The sequence below is a fragment of the Lachnoanaerobaculum sp. Marseille-Q4761 genome, assembly GCF_017565785.1.
Classification (GTDB): Bacteria; Bacillota; Clostridia; order Lachnospirales; family Lachnospiraceae; genus Lachnoanaerobaculum.
In genome coordinates this window covers 400,989-421,470 of sequence record NZ_JAGEKB010000002.1, presented here as the reverse complement: position 1 = coordinate 421,470, position 20,482 = coordinate 400,989, and the positions used below count along the sequence as shown (strand labels likewise).

17 protein-coding genes and 1 other annotated feature are annotated in these 20,482 nt (G+C 36.3%); of the genes, 11 read left to right on the top strand and 6 right to left on the bottom strand.

The genetic code is table 11. The features are described 5' to 3' along the window. The first annotated feature begins 18 nt into the window (after positions 1 to 18). From J4O15_RS09125 to J4O15_RS09100, 6 genes are all read left to right on the top strand, one after another. Complete coding sequence (locus tag J4O15_RS09125) at positions 19 to 1,806, top strand: leucine-rich repeat domain-containing protein (RefSeq protein ID WP_208100533.1); 1,788 nt, start codon at positions 19 to 21, stop codon at positions 1,804 to 1,806. Positions 1,807 to 1,850: 44 nt separating this feature from the next. Then, entirely contained in the window at positions 1,851 to 3,539 is a 1,689-nt protein-coding gene (locus tag J4O15_RS09120) for a leucine-rich repeat domain-containing protein (RefSeq protein ID WP_208100532.1), read from the top strand. 136 nt (positions 3,540 to 3,675) lie between these two features. Then, positions 3,676 to 4,086, top strand: coding sequence for a hypothetical protein (locus tag J4O15_RS09115; protein ID WP_009218302.1), 411 nt, complete (start codon positions 3,676 to 3,678; stop codon positions 4,084 to 4,086). A gap of 55 nt (positions 4,087 to 4,141) precedes the next feature. Next, entirely contained in the window at positions 4,142 to 5,506 is a 1,365-nt protein-coding gene (gene radA / locus J4O15_RS09110; protein ID WP_208100531.1) for a DNA repair protein RadA, read from the top strand. A gap of 84 nt (positions 5,507 to 5,590) precedes the next feature. Then, positions 5,591 to 6,058 carry a Cys-tRNA(Pro) deacylase gene (gene ybaK, locus J4O15_RS09105; protein WP_009218304.1) on the top strand — a complete coding sequence of 156 codons (468 nt, stop codon included), beginning with the start codon at positions 5,591 to 5,593 and terminating at the stop codon, positions 6,056 to 6,058. A gap of 9 nt (positions 6,059 to 6,067) precedes the next feature. After that, complete coding sequence (locus tag J4O15_RS09100; protein WP_208100530.1) at positions 6,068 to 8,674, top strand: translation factor GTPase family protein; 2,607 nt, start codon at positions 6,068 to 6,070, stop codon at positions 8,672 to 8,674. A gap of 69 nt (positions 8,675 to 8,743) precedes the next feature. On the opposite strand, the gene J4O15_RS09095 is transcribed toward J4O15_RS09100, so the two are convergent. From J4O15_RS09095 to J4O15_RS09080, 4 genes are all read right to left on the bottom strand, one after another. Next, positions 8,744 to 8,884, bottom strand: a complete 141-nt coding sequence (locus J4O15_RS09095; RefSeq protein ID WP_009218306.1) for a FeoB-associated Cys-rich membrane protein — start codon at positions 8,882 to 8,884, stop codon at positions 8,744 to 8,746. 28 nt (positions 8,885 to 8,912) lie between these two features. Further along, positions 8,913 to 11,066: a ferrous iron transport protein B gene (gene feoB / locus J4O15_RS09090; RefSeq protein ID WP_208100529.1), complete on the bottom strand. Its 2,154-nt coding sequence runs from the start codon at positions 11,064 to 11,066 to the stop codon at positions 8,913 to 8,915. A gap of 9 nt (positions 11,067 to 11,075) precedes the next feature. Next, the gene (locus tag J4O15_RS09085; protein ID WP_009218308.1) at positions 11,076 to 11,300 is read right to left on the bottom strand and encodes a FeoA family protein; all 225 of its coding nucleotides are present in this window, start codon (positions 11,298 to 11,300) and stop codon (positions 11,076 to 11,078) included. A gap of 114 nt (positions 11,301 to 11,414) precedes the next feature. Beyond that, entirely contained in the window at positions 11,415 to 11,627 is a 213-nt protein-coding gene (locus J4O15_RS09080; RefSeq protein ID WP_009218309.1) for a FeoA family protein, read from the bottom strand. A 326-nt stretch (positions 11,628 to 11,953) separates the two neighbouring features. Here J4O15_RS09080 and J4O15_RS09075 point away from each other — a divergent pair, with 326 nt between their 5' ends. The 5 genes from J4O15_RS09075 (at position 11,954) to thrS (ending at position 18,525) form a co-directional block, all read left to right on the top strand. After that, positions 11,954 to 12,220 carry a DUF6110 family protein gene (locus J4O15_RS09075; protein ID WP_009218310.1) on the top strand — a complete coding sequence of 89 codons (267 nt, stop codon included), beginning with the start codon at positions 11,954 to 11,956 and terminating at the stop codon, positions 12,218 to 12,220. 137 nt (positions 12,221 to 12,357) lie between these two features. Continuing rightward, entirely contained in the window at positions 12,358 to 14,394 is a 2,037-nt protein-coding gene (locus J4O15_RS09070) for a heavy metal translocating P-type ATPase (RefSeq protein WP_208100813.1), read from the top strand. A gap of 154 nt (positions 14,395 to 14,548) precedes the next feature. After that, a complete protein-coding gene (locus J4O15_RS09065; RefSeq protein ID WP_009218312.1) occupies positions 14,549 to 14,914 on the top strand; it encodes a metal-dependent transcriptional regulator in 366 nt (121 codons plus the stop codon). 126 nt (positions 14,915 to 15,040) lie between these two features. Further along, positions 15,041 to 16,261, top strand: coding sequence for an FAD-dependent oxidoreductase (locus J4O15_RS09060; RefSeq protein ID WP_009218313.1), 1,221 nt, complete (start codon positions 15,041 to 15,043; stop codon positions 16,259 to 16,261). A gap of 49 nt (positions 16,262 to 16,310) precedes the next feature. Beyond that, positions 16,311 to 16,502, top strand: a binding site (T-box leader). Positions 16,503 to 16,569: 67 nt separating this feature from the next. Further along, the gene (thrS, locus tag J4O15_RS09055) at positions 16,570 to 18,525 is read left to right on the top strand and encodes a threonine--tRNA ligase (RefSeq protein ID WP_208100528.1); all 1,956 of its coding nucleotides are present in this window, start codon (positions 16,570 to 16,572) and stop codon (positions 18,523 to 18,525) included. A 42-nt stretch (positions 18,526 to 18,567) separates the two neighbouring features. Here thrS and J4O15_RS09050 read toward each other — a convergent pair whose 3' ends face one another. Together J4O15_RS09050 and aroA are read right to left on the bottom strand one after the other, a co-directional pair. Beyond that, positions 18,568 to 19,047 carry an RNHCP domain-containing protein gene (locus tag J4O15_RS09050; protein ID WP_208100527.1) on the bottom strand — a complete coding sequence of 160 codons (480 nt, stop codon included), beginning with the start codon at positions 19,045 to 19,047 and terminating at the stop codon, positions 18,568 to 18,570. A 172-nt stretch (positions 19,048 to 19,219) separates the two neighbouring features. Further along, on the bottom strand, positions 19,220 to 20,470 hold the full coding sequence (gene aroA, locus J4O15_RS09045) for a 3-phosphoshikimate 1-carboxyvinyltransferase (protein WP_208100526.1): 1,251 nt from the start codon (positions 20,468 to 20,470) through the stop codon (positions 19,220 to 19,222). Positions 20,471 to 20,482 lie beyond the last annotated feature (12 nt).

Sequence of the window (20,482 nt, the reverse complement as noted above, 5' to 3'; positions counted from 1 at the left end):
AATCAAGGAGATATGCTTATGAGCAAAGGAATAAAAAACAGGCTGATTATTTTAATATTATTGATTGTGTTTATTGCACTGTATGTAATTACTCATGCAAAAAGAAAACTGATTATAAAGGATAATATATTCTATGGTGTTGAGGAGGGAATATTTGAGAGCAAGTTCAGTATGAAAGAGCTGACTGTTCCTACAGGGGTTAAATCAATATCTGCCTATTCCCTTGTAGGCTGTGAAAATCTGGAAGCCGTGGAATTGCCTGATACACTTGAAAGCATCGGAGAACTTTCATTTATGGGCTGTAGAAAACTTGAGCATATTAAAATACCAGGAAATGTAAGAGGTATAGGTATAGGGGCATTTTTAGAATGCTCAAATTTAAAAAATATAGAATTACCTGAAGGTTTGGAGAAAATAAATGCTGCAGTATTTAAAAACTGTACCTCTTTGGAAAAAATAAGTATTCCGCTTGGGGTAAAGGAGATTGACGAATCTGCATTTTCAACTTGTAGAGAACTGAAGGAAATAGAGTTGAATGAGGGGCTCGAAAAGATAGGCAGTGAGGCTTTTTTGGGCTGTGGGAAAATACAGAGCATAAAAATTCCGGATTCTGTGGAGGATATAAATGACTTTGCTTTTAAAGATTGTAAGAACCTTTCAAATATAGAAATGTCCAAGGGTATAAAATATATCAGAGAAGGTGCATTTGAAGGTACAAAGTATTATGAGAGAGGTCTGTGGGAAGATGAGGACGGCATATATATAGGTGATGCTCTGATAAAATATGAGAATAAAGGCAGTGAGATAAGGGTAAGAGAGGGCACAAGAGTGATTGCAAGTAAAGCCTGTGCAGATTTGCCTGATTTACATACGGTTGAATTACCTGAAAGTATTATCATTATAGGAAACGGAGCTTTTGTAAACTGTAAAAGTCTTAAAAATATAAATCTGCCTAAGAATTTAGAATATATTGAAAGCAATGCATTTTTTGAATGTAATATAGAAAGCCTGAATATACCTGCAAGTGTAAAGAGTATAGGAAGCGAGGCATTTGCCAATTGCAGAAATTTATCGAATGTGGATATGGAAAAGACTCCGGATATAATAGATACAGGAGCATTTGAAAATACATATTGGCTTGAGCATTTGGAAAAAGATGAATATGGATGTAAATATTTTAAAAATATACTCTTCGGATATGAAGACGGAGAGAGCCATGTTAAACTCAGGGAAGGAACAAAAAGCATAAGTGGTGATGTATTTTTTAATTCTTTAAAATTAGAAAAAATAGAGATTCCAAAAAGTGTGGAAATCATAGAAAGGGAAGCTTTTAGCGGATGCCAAAATTTAAAGGAATGTATATTCGAAGAAGGAAGCAATATTAAGATAATTTATGAGGAAGCTTTTAAAGAATGTAAAAGTCTTAAAGAAATAGAGATTCCTGAAAGTACGAAATATCTGGGTGGTAAAACCTTTGAAGACTGTGAATCACTTGAAAAAGTTGTATTTAAGGAAGGCTGTGATATCAAAATATTAAGTATGGGAGTATTTTGGAATTGCACTGATTTAAAAGAAATTACTTTGCCTTCAAGCTTGGAAGAGGTATATTTTGCTGCTTTTGCACATTGTGAAAGCCTGGAAGAAATAAGATTTCCGGAAAGTATAAAGTATATAGACAGCTCTGCTTTAGATACATGTAAGAACCTAAAGCAAATCGAAGTACCTGTAAGTATAAAAGAGGATTTTAAGATAGTGAAAAAAATAATTGATTTTGGAGGTGCACACCCTAAAGTTATATACTATTAAATTTATGTACCTTAGATAAAGCTAAAGTAGAGGGGAGGATTGCTGTGGTTAAAGGAAATAAAAACGCTAAAATATATGCAATTACTATAACGGGTATAGTAATTATCATATTATTATTTTTTTTTCTGAGTAATTTAAAATGTAAGCAGCTTATAAAAGATGGTGTTTTTCTGGATATAAAAAGCGGTCTTTTGGAAAAAAAAGACAGCATTACAAAAGTGGAAATACCAAAAGGAGTTACAGCTATAGGTGAAAGTGCATTTTATAATTGTACTAATCTGGAAAGTATTATTATACCGGAAGGAGTTACAGCTATAGGTGATAGAGCATTTTATAATTGTACCAATCTGGAAAGTATTATTATACCGGAAGGAGTCACAGTCATAGGTGAAAGTGCATTTTATAATTGTACCAATCTGGAAAGTATTATTATACCGGAAACTGTTAAAAAAATAGATATTTATGCATTTAATAATTGCAATTCATTAAAGAGTATAGAAATTCCCAAGGCTGTGGCTGCTGTTTATCCGGGGGCGTTTTTAGATTGTAATTCTTTAGAGGAGGTTTCCTTTTTAGGAAATATAATTGAAATAAATAAAAGTGCTTTTGAGGGTTGTGAGAAACTTAAAAAGATAAAATTGCCGGAGAGCCTTGAAAAAATAGATGAACTTGCCTTTAGTAATTGCAGCAGCTTATCAGATATAGATATACCGGAAGGGATAAAAGCTGTGGGGGAAGATGCTTTCTCGGGAACGGATATTCTTAAAAAAACAGATATTGATGAATACGGTTGTGCATACATGGGAAAGGTATTGATATACAGTAAGGAAGAAAAAGAGTATATTAAGATTAAAGATTCAACCAAAGTAATTGCAGGCGGTGTATTTGATAATTATGAAAATTTAAAGCAGGTCGAATTTCCGAACAGCTTGGAAAGAATAGGAAATAACAGCTTTAGATCTTGTACATCTTTGGAAGAAATAAGTATACCTGAGGGAGTAAAGAGCATAGGGGAATCCGCATTTATGTATTCGGGATTAAAAAAGGTGGATTTACCTGATACTGTAGTGGATATAGGTGATTATGCGTTTATGGAATGTATACATTTATCTGAAATAAATTTGCCAAAGAATATAGAAAATATTGGGCGTTGGTGTTTTAGTAATACTGACTATCTGCTGGATATGGAGTCTGATGAGTATGGCTGTAAATATGTTGGTGATATACTTCTTGGATACACAGGTAAAGGTGCTAAAAGAATAAAAATTAGAGACGGAACAAGAATGATAGCGGCAGGGGCTTTTGAAGACAGGGATTTTATAGAAGGGGTATATATACCTAACAGTGTTGAGATAATGGGAGGGTATGTATTTTATAATTGTTTCGACTTAAAAGAGGTGTATTTTCAGGAAGGTAGTAGGTTGAGTGAATTAAAGCCGGTGACATTCGGACAATGTATATCTTTGGAAGAAATAGAATTACCGGAAAATTTAAAGAAAATACAAGATCATGTCTTTATAAATTGTGCTTTTAAAACTATAACAATGCCTGAAAATGTAGAATATGTAGATCCTTATGCTATCAGTGAATATGATATGCTTGAAGAAGTCAGAGTACCGAAAAAACTGAAAGGTGAGTATTATTTTGGGGACACATATATTATAGACAGTGAATATCATCCGGGAGATAAATTAAATAAGACTCAGAAAAAACCCGATATTGTATTTTATTAAAATATCGAGTTAAATGAATATTAAAGTTAATATAATAACTCATATACACCTTATTAATTCTTAATAATATACTTGTTTGAAGTTTCCAAATGTTGTATACTATTCATACAAAAACATAGCTTGGTAGGAGGTTTATATGCCTGTAGTAGAGAGTTTGATTTGCAATGAGGCAGATGGTAAACTTAGTTTTGGAAATTATATTCTTAGTGCAAAATCAAAAGTCGAGGATTTCGCACATGAGGGGGATGTATACAAGGTAAAGACTTTTAAGGAGATTACAAAGCTTGAAAGAAATTCAGCCTTTGTGTATGAATCAGTTCCGGGTAGTGCAGTAATAGGATTTGAAACCGCCCCAAATCTTACTACCTTTGATATATATGGTTTTGGGGATACTCAAATAACTATTGGGCTGGAAGAGGATACAGAATATGAGGTTTATGTCGATGATGTAAGTATCGGAGGCATGAAAACAAATCTATCAGGTAAGCTTATATTTAGTGCTGAGCTAAGTGAGAAGGGTTCAAAGGTTTTAATCAAAAAAAGGTAATTGCATGGGCATACCGGTAAGCCGGATATGCCCTTTTTAATATGGAAAGGTTTTTATGGCAAAAACAAGTAAAAGTGCATTCTTTTGTAGGGAATGTGGGTATGAGTCTCCAAAATGGTTGGGGCAATGTCCTATGTGCAAGGCTTGGAACAGTCTTGTTGAAGAGCCTGTGGTAAGTACAAAGGTTTCAAACAGAGGAATATCTTCAAATACATATAAGAAGCCCGCTAAATTATCTGAAATACAATTGGAAGAAGAGGACAGATTTAAAACAGGCTTTGAAGAGCTTGACAGAGTTCTTGGCGGCGGTGTAGTGAGAGGCTCACTTGTTTTAGTCGGAGGAGATCCGGGTATTGGAAAATCCACTTTATTACTGCAGGTATGTAAGAATATTTCAGATGATAAAAAAACGGTGCTCTATATTTCGGGTGAGGAAAGCTTAAAGCAGATAAAAATGAGGGCAAAAAGAGTCGGTGAAATAACGGGAAATTTAAGTTTTCTATGTGAAACCAATTTGAATATGATCAAAGAAACCGTTCTGAGTGAAAAGCCTGATGTTGTGGTTATTGACTCTATACAGACAATGTTTAATGAAGAGGTGGCATCGGCTCCGGGAAGCGTAAGTCAGGTAAGAGAGTCCACCAATCTTCTTATGCAGGTGGGTAAGGAAAACAACATTGCTATATTTATTGTAGGCCATGTTACCAAGGAAGGGCAGGTGGCAGGTCCCAGAGTGCTGGAACATATGGTGGATACGGTGCTCTATTTTGAGGGTGACAGGTTTGCCACATATAGAATACTTCGTGCAGTAAAAAACAGATTCGGTTCTACAAATGAGATAGGTGTTTTTGAAATGCAGGAGGCAGGATTGATAGAGGTAAAAAACCCTTCAGAGTTTATGTTATCAGGCAGACCTGATAATGCTACAGGTGCGGCGGTTGCCTGTTTGATGGAGGGAACCAGACCTATTTTACTGGAAGTACAGGCTTTAGTAGTGCCTACCGCATTCGGACTTCCAAGGAGAACTTCCACAGGAACTGATGTAAACAGAATAAATCTCCTTATGGCTGTAATAGAAAAAAGATGTGCTCTGGCTATGAGCAGATATGATGCCTATATAAATATAGCAGGCGGACTTAGAATAAATGAGCCGGCTTTGGATCTTTCCATTATAATGTCACTTGTTTCAAGTATGAAAAATAAAGCAATAGATGAGAAAACCGTGATATTTGGAGAAGTGGGACTTTCAGGAGAGGTCAGAGCTGTAAGTATGCCTGAAATAAGAATAAGAGAGGCTATGAAGCTGGGCTTTGAGGTATGTATACTCCCAAAGGTAAGCCTTGAAAAGATATCATTTAAAGGAAATATTAAGCTTATTGGTGTAAAAAATATCAATGAGGCTGTGTCATTGCTTAGCTGAGAGATTTTTTTAAGCATATTAAAAGCAGTTTATAATATATTCAGCATAAGACAGAATATTTATTGATATAGAAAAGAGAGAAATATGGACGAGAAAACAAATGTAATGAGGCTTTTGGACCAAAAAAAGATAAAATATAATCACTATTCCTATATAGATACTCCTGCAACAAATGGTGTGGAGGTGGCAAGCCTTTTAGGTCAGGATGAGAGAAGAGTTTTTAAAACATTGGTGACGGTGGGAAAGACCGGAGCTAATTACGTCTTTGTAATACCTGTGGCAAAGGAACTTAATTTAAAGGAAGCGGCTAAGTCTGTAGGTGAGAAGTCTATAGAGATGCTTAAAATGAAGGATTTGCTGCCTCTTACAGGGTATATACATGGAGGCTGTTCTCCTATAGGAATGAAAAAAAGATTTACTACGGTGCTTGATGCCACAGCCTTGGATTTTGAAAATATAATATTCAGTGCCGGCAAGATAGGTTATCAGGTGGAAATGTCTCCAAAGGATTTGGAAAAATTCCTGCCTTTAAGCTTTGCCGCATTGACATAGGATTACATTATGATAAATATTGGTGTATTGGCACATGTAGATGCAGGAAAGACCACATTGATAGAAGCAATTCTTTATAAAACCGGAAAACTTAGAAAGATGGGCAGGGTGGATTTCGGAGACAGCTTTTTAGACAATGATGAATATGAGAGGAAGAGGGGGATTACTATATTTTCAAAGATTGCCGCGACAAAGCTTGAAGATATAGATATCAATATCATAGATACCCCGGGACATGTGGATTTTAGTGCCGAGATGGAAAGAACATTATCCATACTTGATATTGCGATACTTGTAATAAGCGGCAGTGACGGGGTACAGTCACATTCACATACACTTTTTAGACTTATTAGGGAAGCAAATATACCCACTATTATATTTGTTAATAAGATAGACAGTGATAAGTTTGATAAAGAAAAGGTTTTGGAAGGACTGAAAAAATCACTTTCAAATAATATTATTGATTTTTCAAAAATAAATAAAAATATTCAGGAGGAAGTTGCATCCTGTGATGAAAGTCTTATAGAAAAGTTTATAGAGGGAGAGGAGATAAGCAAAAAAGATATAAGTTTTTGCTTTGAAACTTTAAAGGCTTTCCCTGTGGTTTTCGGTTCCGCACTTAAGCTGATAAATATTGAAGAGATATTGGAGCTTATAAAAAAATATTTTCATGAAAAAACTTATAATGATAAATTATCAGGCATCATATATAAGATAAAATATGATGAGAACGGCAGCAGACTTTCATTTATAAAATTGACAGGCGGAAGTATATATGTAAAGGATACTCTAAAAGATGAAAAGATAAATCAGATTCGCTTCTATGACGGTGAAAAATATTCTACAAAGGATAAAGGGGTTGCCGGAGATATTATTGCGGTTACAGGGCTGTCAAAGTCACAAGCCGGAGATACTTTTGGAGATACCAAAAAACCTGTTACAAAACTTTTACCTGTACTAAGCTATAATATGATTTTCCCGGAAGAAATAAGCTTATATCAGATATATCCAAAGCTTTTACAGATATTTGATGAGATTCCCGAGATTAAAATGGAATATAATGAGGAACTTGAGAGAATAAAAGTAAATCTGATGGGTGAAGTGCAGATAGACCTTATAAAAAGTCTTATAAATGAAAGGCTTTGTATAAGCTGCGACTTTGTGGACGGCGGAATAATTTATAAGGAGAGTATCAAAGGATATATAGAGGGTGTCGGTCATTTTGAGCCGCTAAAGCATTATGCCGAGGTACATATACTTATCTCTGAGGGCGAGAGAGGAAGCGGAATAACATTTATAAATGAAGTATCTGATGATGAGCTTCCAAAAAACTATCAGAGTCAGGTGAAAAATATTATAGAAAACTCAAAGTTTAGAGGTGTACTGACGGGCAGTGAGCTTACGGATGTTGTTTTGACATTGGTGGCAGGCAGGGCGCATGAAAAGCATACAGAGGGTGGAGATTTCCTTGAGGCTGTAAACAGAGCCGTAAGGCATGGACTTATGTATGCCACATCCGTTCTTTTGGAACCTTATTATGATTTTGAGATAAATATTCCTATGAATTGCCTTGGAAGATTATTAAATGATCTTAATAATATGAATGCCGAGGAGATAAGCTATGAGGGAAGTGATACGGTTTTTGTAAAAGGCTTTGCACCTACAATAAATATACAAAACTATGGAAGCACACTTTTATCATATACCAAGGGGCTTGGGCAAATCACATTTGGGCTTAAGGGATTTTTGCCATGCCATAATACTGGTGAAATTATAAACGAGGTTTCTTATATGGCTGAGTTTGATACTAAAAACACAGCAGATTCGTTATTTTGTTCCCATGGAGAAAGCTTTATAGTGCCATGGAGTGAAGTATTTAATTATATGCATCTGCCTTTAAAGAAGTTTGAGCTTGTAAAAGAAGAGGAAAAAATAGAAACCGTTCGTTCTACCTATGATGCCTCAAAGGCTGACAGTGAAGAGTTGATGGCGATATTTGAAAGAACTTACGGTAAGATTACAAGAAGAATAGGGGATTGGGATGCACCTGTAAAAAAACAGCCTGAAAAAGAATATGTATATAAGGAAAGAGAAAAAAGGAAACATTATTTACTTGTTGACGGATATAATATTATATTTGCCTCAAAAGCATTAAATGAGCTTGCGCAGATAAATATTGATGCCGCAAGAGACAGACTTGTTGAACTTTTAATAGATTATAAGGCATATAAGGATTATGAAATAATATTGGTTTTTGATGCTTACAGACTTGTAAATCATCCTACAGAGGTACAAAACTTTGCAGGAGTATATGTAGTTTATACAAAGACTGCAGAGACAGCGGACCAGTATATCGAAAAGACCACCCATGAAATGATTAAAAAATATGATGTCACTGTAGCCACCTCGGACGGAATAGAGCAGATTATTATAAGAGGTAAGGGTGCAATACTTATATCGACAAGAGAATTTTTAAAAGACCTTGAGGATACAAAGGAAGCCTTTAGAAAAGAGCATATAGAAAAAAACACTGCATCCAACAGATTATTTGATTCTCTTGATGAGGAACTGAAAGAAAAAATTGAGAATATAAGACTGGGTAAAGAAAAACCGTAAAAATAGAGCCATGGCGAAAGTGCTATGGCTCTTTAAAATATTTCGGGCAATATATTTTATAAATAATTATCAGGTATGACAGCTTCCTGAGCAACCGCCACAACTGCCTCCACAGGAGGATTTTCCACTTTTCTTATCTTTATAAATTGATCTTACAATAAGACCTACTACACCGACCAATGCAGCTGAAATAACAACTGTTGCTACCATAATAATCTCCTTTCTTTAATAAAACCACTTATGCGTTAGCTTTTACAGTAGAATCTTTTTCTTCATATGGCTTACGCACAAGACCGTAAATAATAGCTGCGATTCCGATAAATCCAAATATTGTACCGATACCGAACTTACCTGTAATTATAAGTGAACCTACCTGATATATAATCATAGCTACTATATATGCAAACACACATTGATATCCTACAGCAGTCCAGAACCATTTTACACTGCTCATCTCTCTTCTGATAGCACTCATCGCTGCAATACAAGGAGCACACAGAAGGTTGAATACAAGGAATGAATATGCTGAAATAGGTGTGTAGTCGGCATGTAAAAGCTGCCAGATACCCTCACCGGTATCCTTATTGAAATCGGATACATGGTATAGAATACCGAATGTACCTACTACATTCTCTTTTGCCATAAGTCCTGTGATGGCTGCAACTGCAGGCTTCCATGTACCCCATCCGAGAGGAGCGAAGATCCAAGCAAAAGTATTACCGATATGTGCAAGTAGCGATAAATCCATCTGATCTTCAGCAAGATATGTAAATGAACCGTCTACAAATCCGAAATAGCTGAGGAACCATATAAGGATAGTTGCAAGTGTAATAACTGTACCTGCCTTCTTTACGAAGCTCCAACCTCTTTCAGCCATTGATCTGATGATTGAACCTGCTGTAGGAAGGTGATATGCAGGAAGCTCTATAACAAAAGGTGAAGGATCGCCTGAAAACAGCTTGGTCTTTTTAAGCATTATACCTGAGACGACAATAGCGGCAATACCTACAAAGTAAGCTGATGAAGCAACCCACGCGTCATTATTAAACAATGCACCTGATATAAGTGCGATAACAGGAAGCTTTGCAGAACATGGAATAAATGTGGTTGTAATAACCGTCATTCTTCTGTCATGCTCACTCTCAATAGTTCTTGAAGCCATAATTCCCGGAACACCGCAACCTGTACCTATAAGGATTGGAATAAAACTCTTACCTGAAAGTCCGAATCTTCTGAAAACTCTGTCCATAACGAATGCAATTCTCGCCATATATCCACAGCCCTCTAAGAAAGCTAGGAAGAAGAAGAGTGTAAGCATCTGAGGAAGGAATCCGAGTACGGCACCTACACCGGCAATAATACCGTTTACAATAAGACCGACAAGCCACTCGGCAACGCCTGCAGACTCAAGGAAACCTTGAACACCGGGCTGAATAATTTCTGCAACCAATACATCATTTACCCAGTCGGTCATTGCTGTACCTACAGTGGTAATTGAAATATAATAAACGGCAAACATGATAGCTGCGAATATCGGAAGACCCAAAATTCTGTTTGTAACTATCTTATCGATCCTATCTGAAATACTTACATAGTCTTTATTCTTAACCTTATAAAAACTTGCAATAACTGTGGAGATATAATTGTATCTCTCAGATGTGATGATACTCTCGGCTTCATCATCCATGGTATCTTCACATTTTGTTATGATCTTTTCAATTTCAGCAAGAGTACTGTCTGAAAGATTTAACTGCTCCATAGCCTTGTCATCTCTTTGGAACAACTTAACACCGTACCATCTTCTTTGAAGCTCAGGTACGCTGTTTGGAAGAAGAGCAATGATATCCTTGATAGCATCCTCTACATTCTTATCAAACTCTTGTTTTTCTTTTGGAAGAGTGTGGCTCTTTGCTATCTCGATAGCTTTTTCAGCCGCTTCCATAACTCCTGTACTCTTAAGTGCGGAAATCTCCACTACAGGACAGCCAAGCTTTTCACTCATTTTATCAAGATCAAGCTTGTTTCCGCTTTTTTCAAGTACATCGAGCATGTTTACCGCGATAACAACAGGGACACCTAACTCTGTAACCTGTGAAGTAAGATATAAGTTTCTCTCAAGGTTTGTACCGTCAATGATATTAAGTATTGCATCAGGCTTTTCATTGAGAACATAGTTTCTTGCTACAACTTCCTCCAATGTATATGGAGAGAGAGAATAAACACCCGGAAGGTCTGTGATGATAACATCTGTATGTCCTTTTAACTTTCCTTCCTTCTTTTCAACGGTAACACCGGGCCAGTTTCCAACTGTCTGGTTTGAACCTGTCAAGGCATTAAATAAAGTAGTTTTACCGGTATTTGGGTTTCCGGTAAGTGCAATTCTGATTGCCATATTAGCTCCTTATCTGGTTATTTCAATTTTTTCTGCGTCTTCTTTTCTAATAGAAAGCTCATATCCTCTAACAGTAACCTCAATAGGGTCACCAAGAGGAGCCACCTTACGTACATGAATAGTTGTACCCTTTGTTACACCCATATCCATAATTCTTCTTTTAACAGGACCTTCGCCGTGAACTCTGGCAACGGTAACATTCTCACCGATTTTTACATCTCTTAAAGTATCCATTCTTTTCTCCTTTCTGTAGTTTAATTAGTAATTCTCAAAAAAACACAATGGAATATCCACCGGTAAGTGTAAATATAAAATATTTACAAACTGATAATAAATTTCCAAGCTAACTTAGACCATAATCTTAGAGGCTAATTCCTTGCTGATTGCTACTCTTGAATCCTTGATGTTAACTATCAAGTTTCCGGCCATAGCATTAACAACTGTAATCTTGCCGTCTAAAACAAAACCGAGGGTTGCCAAAAAGGTTTTATCCTTTTCACGACCGCCGATTTGCTTTATGGTGTATTCTTCGCCTAAGTTAGCCATAAGTAAAGGCATCATAACTCCTCCTCCTTTTCTTTGCTAAAACATGTCAGATACATTCTATAGGTTAGCATACACTAACATCAATTGCAAGTTTTTTTTAAGAAAAAGTTAGAGTTTACTTACCGAAGATACACAACATTAGTAAAAACTAACTAAAAAGCACTTAAAAAAATACAATATTAACTGGTAAAAGTTGAAAAAAACATGAATTTTCTATTTACATTAACTTTAGTTTATGATATATTCTTTAGTGTAATAAATTTTGTAAAATATAATTGTTAATATTAGTCAACGCTAACTTATTAAGTGAGACATATTAACGCTGATTAAGGAGGATTAAAATGTTTTTATTAAATTGTTTAAATTGTAAGAGATGGGGATTATTTGCAGCAGGAGTTGCTTTCGGAACAGCAGGAATTAAATTGCTTTCAAGCAAGGATGCAAAGAAGGCTTATGCACAGGGAGCTGCAGCAGTTCTTCGTATGAAAGAGTCTGTAATGGATACAGTTTCATGTGTACAGGAGAATGCAAGTGATATTTTAGCAGAGGCTAAGGATATAAATGAAGAGCGTGCAGCAAAGGAAGCAGAGGCTAATATAGAGGAGTAATTTCTCTTTAAAATTTTTAATAATGAGATTCTGGTATAAGGAAGAGTTTAACTCTTCCTTAAGTTATAAAAGGATTTAGAGGTTAAAAAGTGAATTTTAAGATTTTACATGAGTCAAAGAAAAGAATGCGTGTACGCATGGCTCAAAAGAGAATGAGTATAAAAGAAGCGGATATGCTTCAATACTATTTAGAGGGCTTTGAATTTGTAAGAAAAGCCGTTGTATATGAAAGAACCTGTGATGTCGCTGTTTATTATAATGTTAATAAAAGAGACGCAGTTATAAATAAACTTAAAAAATTCGACTATAATAATAAAGCTTTGCTTGAAAGTATGCCAAGCACTTCGGGAAGACAGATAACAAGGGATTTCCAGGAAAAGATGGTAGGAATGCTCATATTTACAGGTGTAAGAAACATGTTCTTCCCGAATATTATCAATAATATTTATACTGTTTTTAAGGCGGCACCATATATTCGCAGAGGATTAAGATGCCTTTTTAAAATGAAGTTTGAAGTTGATTTGCTTGATGCACTTTCAATAGGTATATCAATAGCTCAGGGTAATTTCTCAACAGCGGGCTCTTTGATGCTCTTACTTGGAGTGGGAAGCGAGTTGGAGGATTGGACACATAAAAAATCTGTTGACGATTTGGCAAGAAGTATGTCATTAAATGTGGATAAGGTATGGCTTGTAACAGATGACGGAGAAGTATCTGTGCCTATTTCACAGGTTCAGTCAGGAGATATTATCAGAGTACATACAGGTAATGTGGTTCCTCTTGACGGTGAAATGATTAGCGGAGAGGCTATGTTAAACCAAGCTTCACTTACAGGTGAATCAGTACCTGTTGAAAAGAGCGCCGGTTCAAGAGTATATGCCGGTACTGTAGTTGAAGAGGGAGAATGTCTACTAAGAGCCATATCAGCTACAGGTCAAAGCAGATATGACAAAATCGTATCAATGATTGAGGAGAGTGAGAAGTTAAAGTCAAATACTGAGAATATGGCAAATAAGCTTGCTGACAGACTTGTACCATATACACTTCTTACAACAGGACTCACATATTTATTTGGAAGAAATATAACCAGAGCATTATCTGTGCTGATGGTTGACTTTTCATGTGCATTAAAGCTTTCCATGCCTCTGGCTGTACTATCCGCCATGAGAGAAGCCGGCAATCATAAGATTATTGTAAAGGGCGGGAAGTTTATGGAGGCAATTGCCAAGGCTGATACCATAGTATTTGATAAAACAGGTACATTGACACATGCCTGCCCTAAGGTAAACAGAATCATTACATTTGACGGTGATGATGAAAATCAGATGTTAAAGATTGCTGCATGCCTTGAGGAGCATTATCCTCATTCTATTGCCAATGCTGTAGTTAAGGAAGCTAAGGATAGAAAGATTCGTCATAAAGAGATGCATTCAGAGGTGCAATATATAGTTGCACATGGTATTGCAAGCAGAATCGAGGGCGAGAAGGTTGTAATAGGAAGCTCACATTTTGTATTTGATGACGAGAAGGTTGAGGTAAGCCCTGAGGCAAGAGAAGTGGTTGATAATATCGATCACAGATATTCACATCTTTATATGGCTATAGGCGGTAAGCTGGCTGCAATTATAGAAATCACAGATCCTTTAAGAGACGAGGCAAAGGATGTGTTAAAGAAGCTTAAGGCTCTCGGCATTAAAAAGACTGTAATGATGACAGGAGATAATCATTACACAGCAGAGGCTATCGCAAAAGAGGTAGGTGTAGATAAATTCTATGCGGAAGTTTTGCCTGAGGATAAGGCAAGCTATGTGGAAAAAGAGAAAGCAAAGGGAAGAACCGTGATAATGATTGGTGACGGTATAAACGACTCACCTGCATTATCCGCAGCGGATTGCGGTATCGCCATAAGTGAAGGTGCTGCAATTGCAAGGGAAATAGCTGATGTATGTATATCGGCGGATGATTTGAATGAACTTGTAAAATTAAAAGAGCTTTCAAATATGTTAAAGAAGCGTGTGGATTCAAATTTCAGATTTATTATGGGATTTAACGGTACGCTTATCGGACTTGGTATTTTTGGAATGGTTGCGCCGGCAACATCATCACTTTTACATAATTTGTCGACTGTAGGTATATCACTTTCAAGCATGACAAATTTGATGCCGGAAAATTAAGATAAATAAATTTTAATATTGTCGGACATCTTTTGATGTCCGATTTTTCACAAAAAGGTAACAAAAAAGATTGGTGACAATTGTTTTATGTGACCGTTTTGTGTATAATAAATATAGAAACAGTTAGTAGAAATAAACTAAGAAGGAGGAAAGTATGGTTATACAGGAAGCTGCTGAGATGTATTTGGAGACTATACTCAGATTGAAAAAGAAAACGGGTGTAGTAAGAGCAGTGGATATTGCAAGAGAAATGGGTTATTCAAAGCCTACTATAAGCGAGCAGATGAAAAAGTTCAGAGAAAACGGCTATGTGGAAGTGGACAATGAAGGACATATAACACTGACTCCGAAGGGAATGGAAATTGCAGAATCAACATTGGAAAGACATAATGTCCTGGGAGAGATTTTACAAAAAATTGGTGTAAGTAAGGATACTGCAATAGAAGACGCATGTAGAATAGAACATTATATAAGCGAAGAAACATTTGAATGTTTTAAGGCATATTTTAAGAATAAATAGTTTGTAGATTATTGATAAAAAAATATCTAAATGTATTTTATCAGATACTTTATTGAAAAATCTTATGCTAACCTGTACACTTAACGCTGTTTATATTAAGTCTATGATAAAAGTAAGAGGTAAAGTATGGGATTACATATAATAAATGAGGCAAATAAATGCTTGCAATGTAAAAAGCCGCTTTGCAGCAGTCATTGTCCTATAACAACATCAATACCGCAGGTAATATCACTTTTTAAAGAAGGTAAGATAATGGAGGCGGGAGAAATCCTTTTTGAAAACAATCCTTTGTCTTTGGTTTGCTCAATAGTATGCGACCATGAGGCTCAATGCCTTGGAAACTGTATAATGAACAGAAAAAACAATCCTGTAAGATTTTGTGATATTGAAAAATTTATATCGGATTTTTATTTGGACAGAATGGAATTTGTTAAAAAGCCGAGAAAAAATATAATGGTTGCTATTATAGGTGGTGGTCCGGCAGGTATGACAGTAGCTTTCAAGATGATAAAGGAAGGCTATGATGTAACTATCTTTGATGAGAAAAATACCATAGGAGGAGTTCTTCAATACGGTATTCCGGATTTCAGATTGCCAAAATCTTTAATGCAAAGATACTATGATAAGATGGAAAAAATCGGAATTAAAATCAGAAATAATACTGCCGTAGGTGGTGCACTTGAGATAAAGGATTTGTTTAGAGACGGATATAAGGCTGTATTTGTAGGAACCGGTGTATGGAGAGCAAAGACTCTGGGTATTGCGGGTGAGAGTATGCCAAATGTCCATTTCAGTGTGGACTATCTGGCAAATCCGAACGGACATAAGCTTGGAGAGAGTGTGGCAATAATCGGTATGGGAAATGCCGCAATGGATGTGGCAAGAACCGCATTAAGGCGTGGCTCAAGAACTGTAAGACTTTATGCCAGGAGCAAGAGAGTGGCTGCAAACTCGGTAGAGGTGGAGTCGGCTAAACTGGAGGGTGCCGAGTTTATTTTCGGCAAGGCAATTGAGTCAATTACTTATGACGGACCTGTTTTTAAGACTGCAATATTTGATGATGAGGGAAATGTTACAGGCTATGAAAAAGAGCTTGATTATGTGGATGCAGACTCTACCATTATTTCTGTAAGTAACGGTCCAAAGAATAAGCTGGTGCTTACAACAGAAGGATTAAGGGCATCGGATAAAGGTCTTTTGATAGTGGATGAGAATTGTATGACAACTGTTGAGGGCGTTTTTGCGGCAGGTGATGTGGTGCATGGCTCAAAAACAGTGGTTGATGCTGTAGCACAGGCTAAGTTGGCAGTGGAGGGAATGCTCAGATATTTAGAGAGTTTACAATAAAAGTTATAAGTATACTTGACAAAGACAAAATCAAGTAATATTATATTGTGCATAAACGAGGAAGAGAAAAGTAGCATATATAGAAATCACAGAGAGAGTTGCATAGCTGAGAGCAATTTATGGAAATATATGTGAAGACCATCTCAGAGTGGCTTTAATAAAGCACGGTGATTCCGTTATAATCAAATGAGGGATATGTATATATCCGAATTAAGGTGGAACCGCGTCAATCGCCCTTAAACGAAAGTTTAAGGGCGATTTTTTCTTATCGCAGGGACAATTACTTTATATGGAGAATAGGAGGAAATATGAAGATAACATTAAAAGACGGCTCGATAAAAGAGTATGAAAGCAAAAAAAGTATTATTGATATAGCTAAGGATATCAGTGAGGGGCTTGCAAGAAATGTAGTTGCAGGCGAGGTAAACGGTGTAAAGCATGATTTAAGGGATGAAATTGACTCTGATTGTGAGCTGAATCTTATTACAATAAAGGATAAGGAGGCACTTTCCGTTATAAGACATTCCGCATCACATGTTTTGGCAGAAGCGGTAAAGAGGGTTTTTCCTGAGGCAAAGCTTGCCATTGGACCAAGTATTGCGGAAGGCTTTTACTATGATTTTGATCATGAACCTTTTTCAAGAGAGGATCTTGATAAACTTGAAGCCGAGATGAAAAAGATTATAAAAGAGGGAGCACATATTGAAAAATTTGAGTTGCCAAGAGAAGAGGCTATCAAATTTATGAAAGAAAAGGGAGAGCCTTATAAGGTGGAGTTGATTCAGGATCTGCCTGAGGATGAGAAGATATCTTTTTACAAGCAGGGAGATTTTACAGATCTTTGTGCAGGACCTCATCTTCAAAGAACAAAGGATATAAAGGCATTTAAGCTTATATCATCCTCCATGGCTTATTGGAGAGGCGATTCAAATAAGGCTAAGCTTCAGAGAATATACGGTACAGCATATAATTCAAAGGAGGAGCTGGAGGCGCATCTAAAGCATCTTGAAGATATCAAGCTTAGAGATCACAATAAGCTTGGAAGAGAGATGGAACTATTTACTACAGTGGATGTAATAGGACAGGGACTTCCTCTTATGCTGCCAAAGGGTACAAAGATGATACAAAAGCTCCAAAGATGGATAGAGGATTTGGAGGATAATGAGTGGGGCTATGTAAGAACAAAGACTCCTCTTATGGCTAAATCGGATCTATATAAAATATCAGGTCACTGGGATCATTATCAGGACGGTATGTTTATACTTGGAGATCCTCAAAATGACGGAGAGATTTTGGCACTCAGACCTATGACATGCCCATTCCAGTACTATGTATATAAAAATACACAAAAATCTTACAGAGATCTGCCATATCGTATGGGAGAAACATCCACACTCTTTAGAAATGAAGATTCGGGAGAGATGCATGGACTGACAAGAGTAAGACAGTTTACAATCTCAGAGGGACATAATGTAATAAGACCTGATCAGGCTGAGGAAGAACTTCAAAATTGCTTAAATCTTGCAATCTATGTGCTTGATACTTTAGGACTTAGAGATGATGTAACATTCAGACTTTCAAAATGGGATAAGAATAATAAGGAAAAATATCTTGGAGATGATGCTTACTGGGAGGGTACTCAGGCTGCTCTTAGAAATATACTTATTGAGAAGGGGCTTCCTTTCACAGAGGCTGACGGTGAGGCTGCATTCTATGGTCCAAAGATCGATATTCAGGCAAAGAATGTATATGGTAAAGAAGATACTATGATTACAATTCAGCTGGATGCGGCTATTGCAGAGAACTTTGACCTTTACTATATCGATCAAAGCGGAGCAAAGGTAAGACCTTATATAGTTCACAGAACATCACTCGGCTGCTATGAGAGAACACTTGCATGGCTTATTGAAAAATATGCGGGAAAATTCCCTACATGGTTATGTGCGGAGCAGGTAAGAATACTTCCTATATCGGATAAATATGCTGAATATGCCAATATCGTTTTAAAGGAACTTAAGAAAAACGGTGTGGATGCAACTGTTGATACAAGAACGGAGAAAATAGGCTTTAAGATAAGAGATGCAAGACTTTCAAGACTTCCATATATGCTTGTGGTAGGAGAGAAGGAAGAAGCTGAGGGAAGTGTATCTGTAAGAAGCAGATTTGCAGGAGATGAGGGCAGCAAAAAGCTTTCGGATTTTGTAGATATGATTTGCAAAGAGATAAGAACAAAGGAAATCAGAAAAGAAGAAGTAACTGAATAAATATAAAAAGGGGCGTGTAAAATTTTTTTACACGCCTCGGTTTTAATCTTTTTTAATAATATTATCAAGTAAATGAAGTGGAAAAGGTGGAAAAGCCAGAGGTTTTACAGCTATAGACATCAAAAGAACAGGATTATCATCCGCCGCACTTCTGTTGGTACCAAGTTTACCGCATTTTTTACATCTGTGAACTATTGACCATTCTCCATCATCCTTTACCCAGATGGAAATAGGCTCCATAATACCTTTGCAATCACTTTTTCTGTCACCCGGCTCATTATCCACATGAATAGATGAAAGGCAATATGGGCAGTGATTTCTATGATGTGTGCCAGCACCCTCGGGGGAAATCATTTTTTTGCAATTTGCGCAGGGGAAGGATTCATTACATGCCTCATATCTGTAGTCAGGCTCTATCTTTAATGTTGTTTTTCTTTTTATAGTGCCTGATTTTTTTTGAGGTACCGGATTATTATTTAAATTTTTTAAAGCTTCTTCCAAATCAAATTTTTCCTGAGCCATATTCTTTCCTTTCAATTTTGTTTTTTCTACAATGAAACTCCTCTTATTTCATGAATATATACTATGAATTATCCAATGTATCTACTATAATTACATTCTGTAAAAGCCTTATAAATACTTGTTTGTTGTATTATACCGAAGAAATCTGCATCTGTAAAATATATTTTATGGCTTATATATTTACCTTTTTTAAATCATTAAAAAATTCAGGATAGGATATCTCAACACATTTTTTATTATCAAGTTTTATTTCTCCGTCGGATACAAGATTTAATATTGCAAAGGTCATTGCAATTCTATGATCGTCATAGGTGTTTACAGTAATATTTCCAAATATTTTGGAACCACCTGTAATTTCCATGCCGTCTTTTGTTTCAACCGCATTTACCCCAAGTTTAGACAGTTCTTCACACATAACTTTTATTCTGTTTGACTCCTTTACCTTAAGCTCTGCGGCATCTTTTATAACAGTAGTACCCTCAGCCAAAGCGGCCATGGCTGCAAGAAGAGGAAGTTCATCTATAAGAGTCGGTATAATATCTCCGCCGATAGTTGTTGCATGAAGCTTTGAGTATGACACCTTTATATCTCCGACAGGTTCAAATTCATCTGTAGACTTGATTATCTCTATATTTGCGCCCATATCCTTTAATACTCTTATAATTCCGTCTCTGGTAGGATTGATACCTACATTTTCAAGTATAAGTTCAGAGCCCGGAACCAAAATTGCAGCAGCCATAAAAAATGCGGCTGATGATATATCCGATGGCACATCTATATCATTTGCAAAGAGTTCGATACAGGGATTGATTGTTACGGATTTTTTTTCGGTAGTCAGATTTGCACCGAATTTTTGCAGCATAAGCTCGGTATGATCTCTGGATTTGGCAGGTTCTATAACAGTGGTGGAAGAGTCTGCATAAAGTCCTGCAAGTAATATGGCTGATTTTATCTGTGCACTTGCTACAGGAGAATTATACTCTATGCCATGTAGATTTTTCCCTGTAATTGTAAGAGGGGCAAAACCTTCATTGCTTTTAATATCCGCTCCCATCAAAGATAATGGCTGTATTATTCTATTCATAGGCCTTTTTTGTATTGATTTATCACCGGTAAGAACGGAGGTGAAAGGCTGTGCCGATAAAATACCGCTTACAAGTCTTGTAGTGGTACCGCTGTTTCCGCAATCTAAAATAGTATCAGGTTTCTTTAATCCATAAAGTCCTCTTCCCTTTACAACAACAAAATCGTTTTCCATTTCTATATCTATTCCCATTTTTTTAAATATTGAAATAGTGGATATACAGTCTGCACCGGTCAGAAAATTTTTTATATATGTAGTACCTTTTGATATAGCCCCGAGCATAACGGCTCTATGGGATATGGATTTATCACCCGGAACTTTTAATTTACCCTTTATCATATTTCCTCCAAA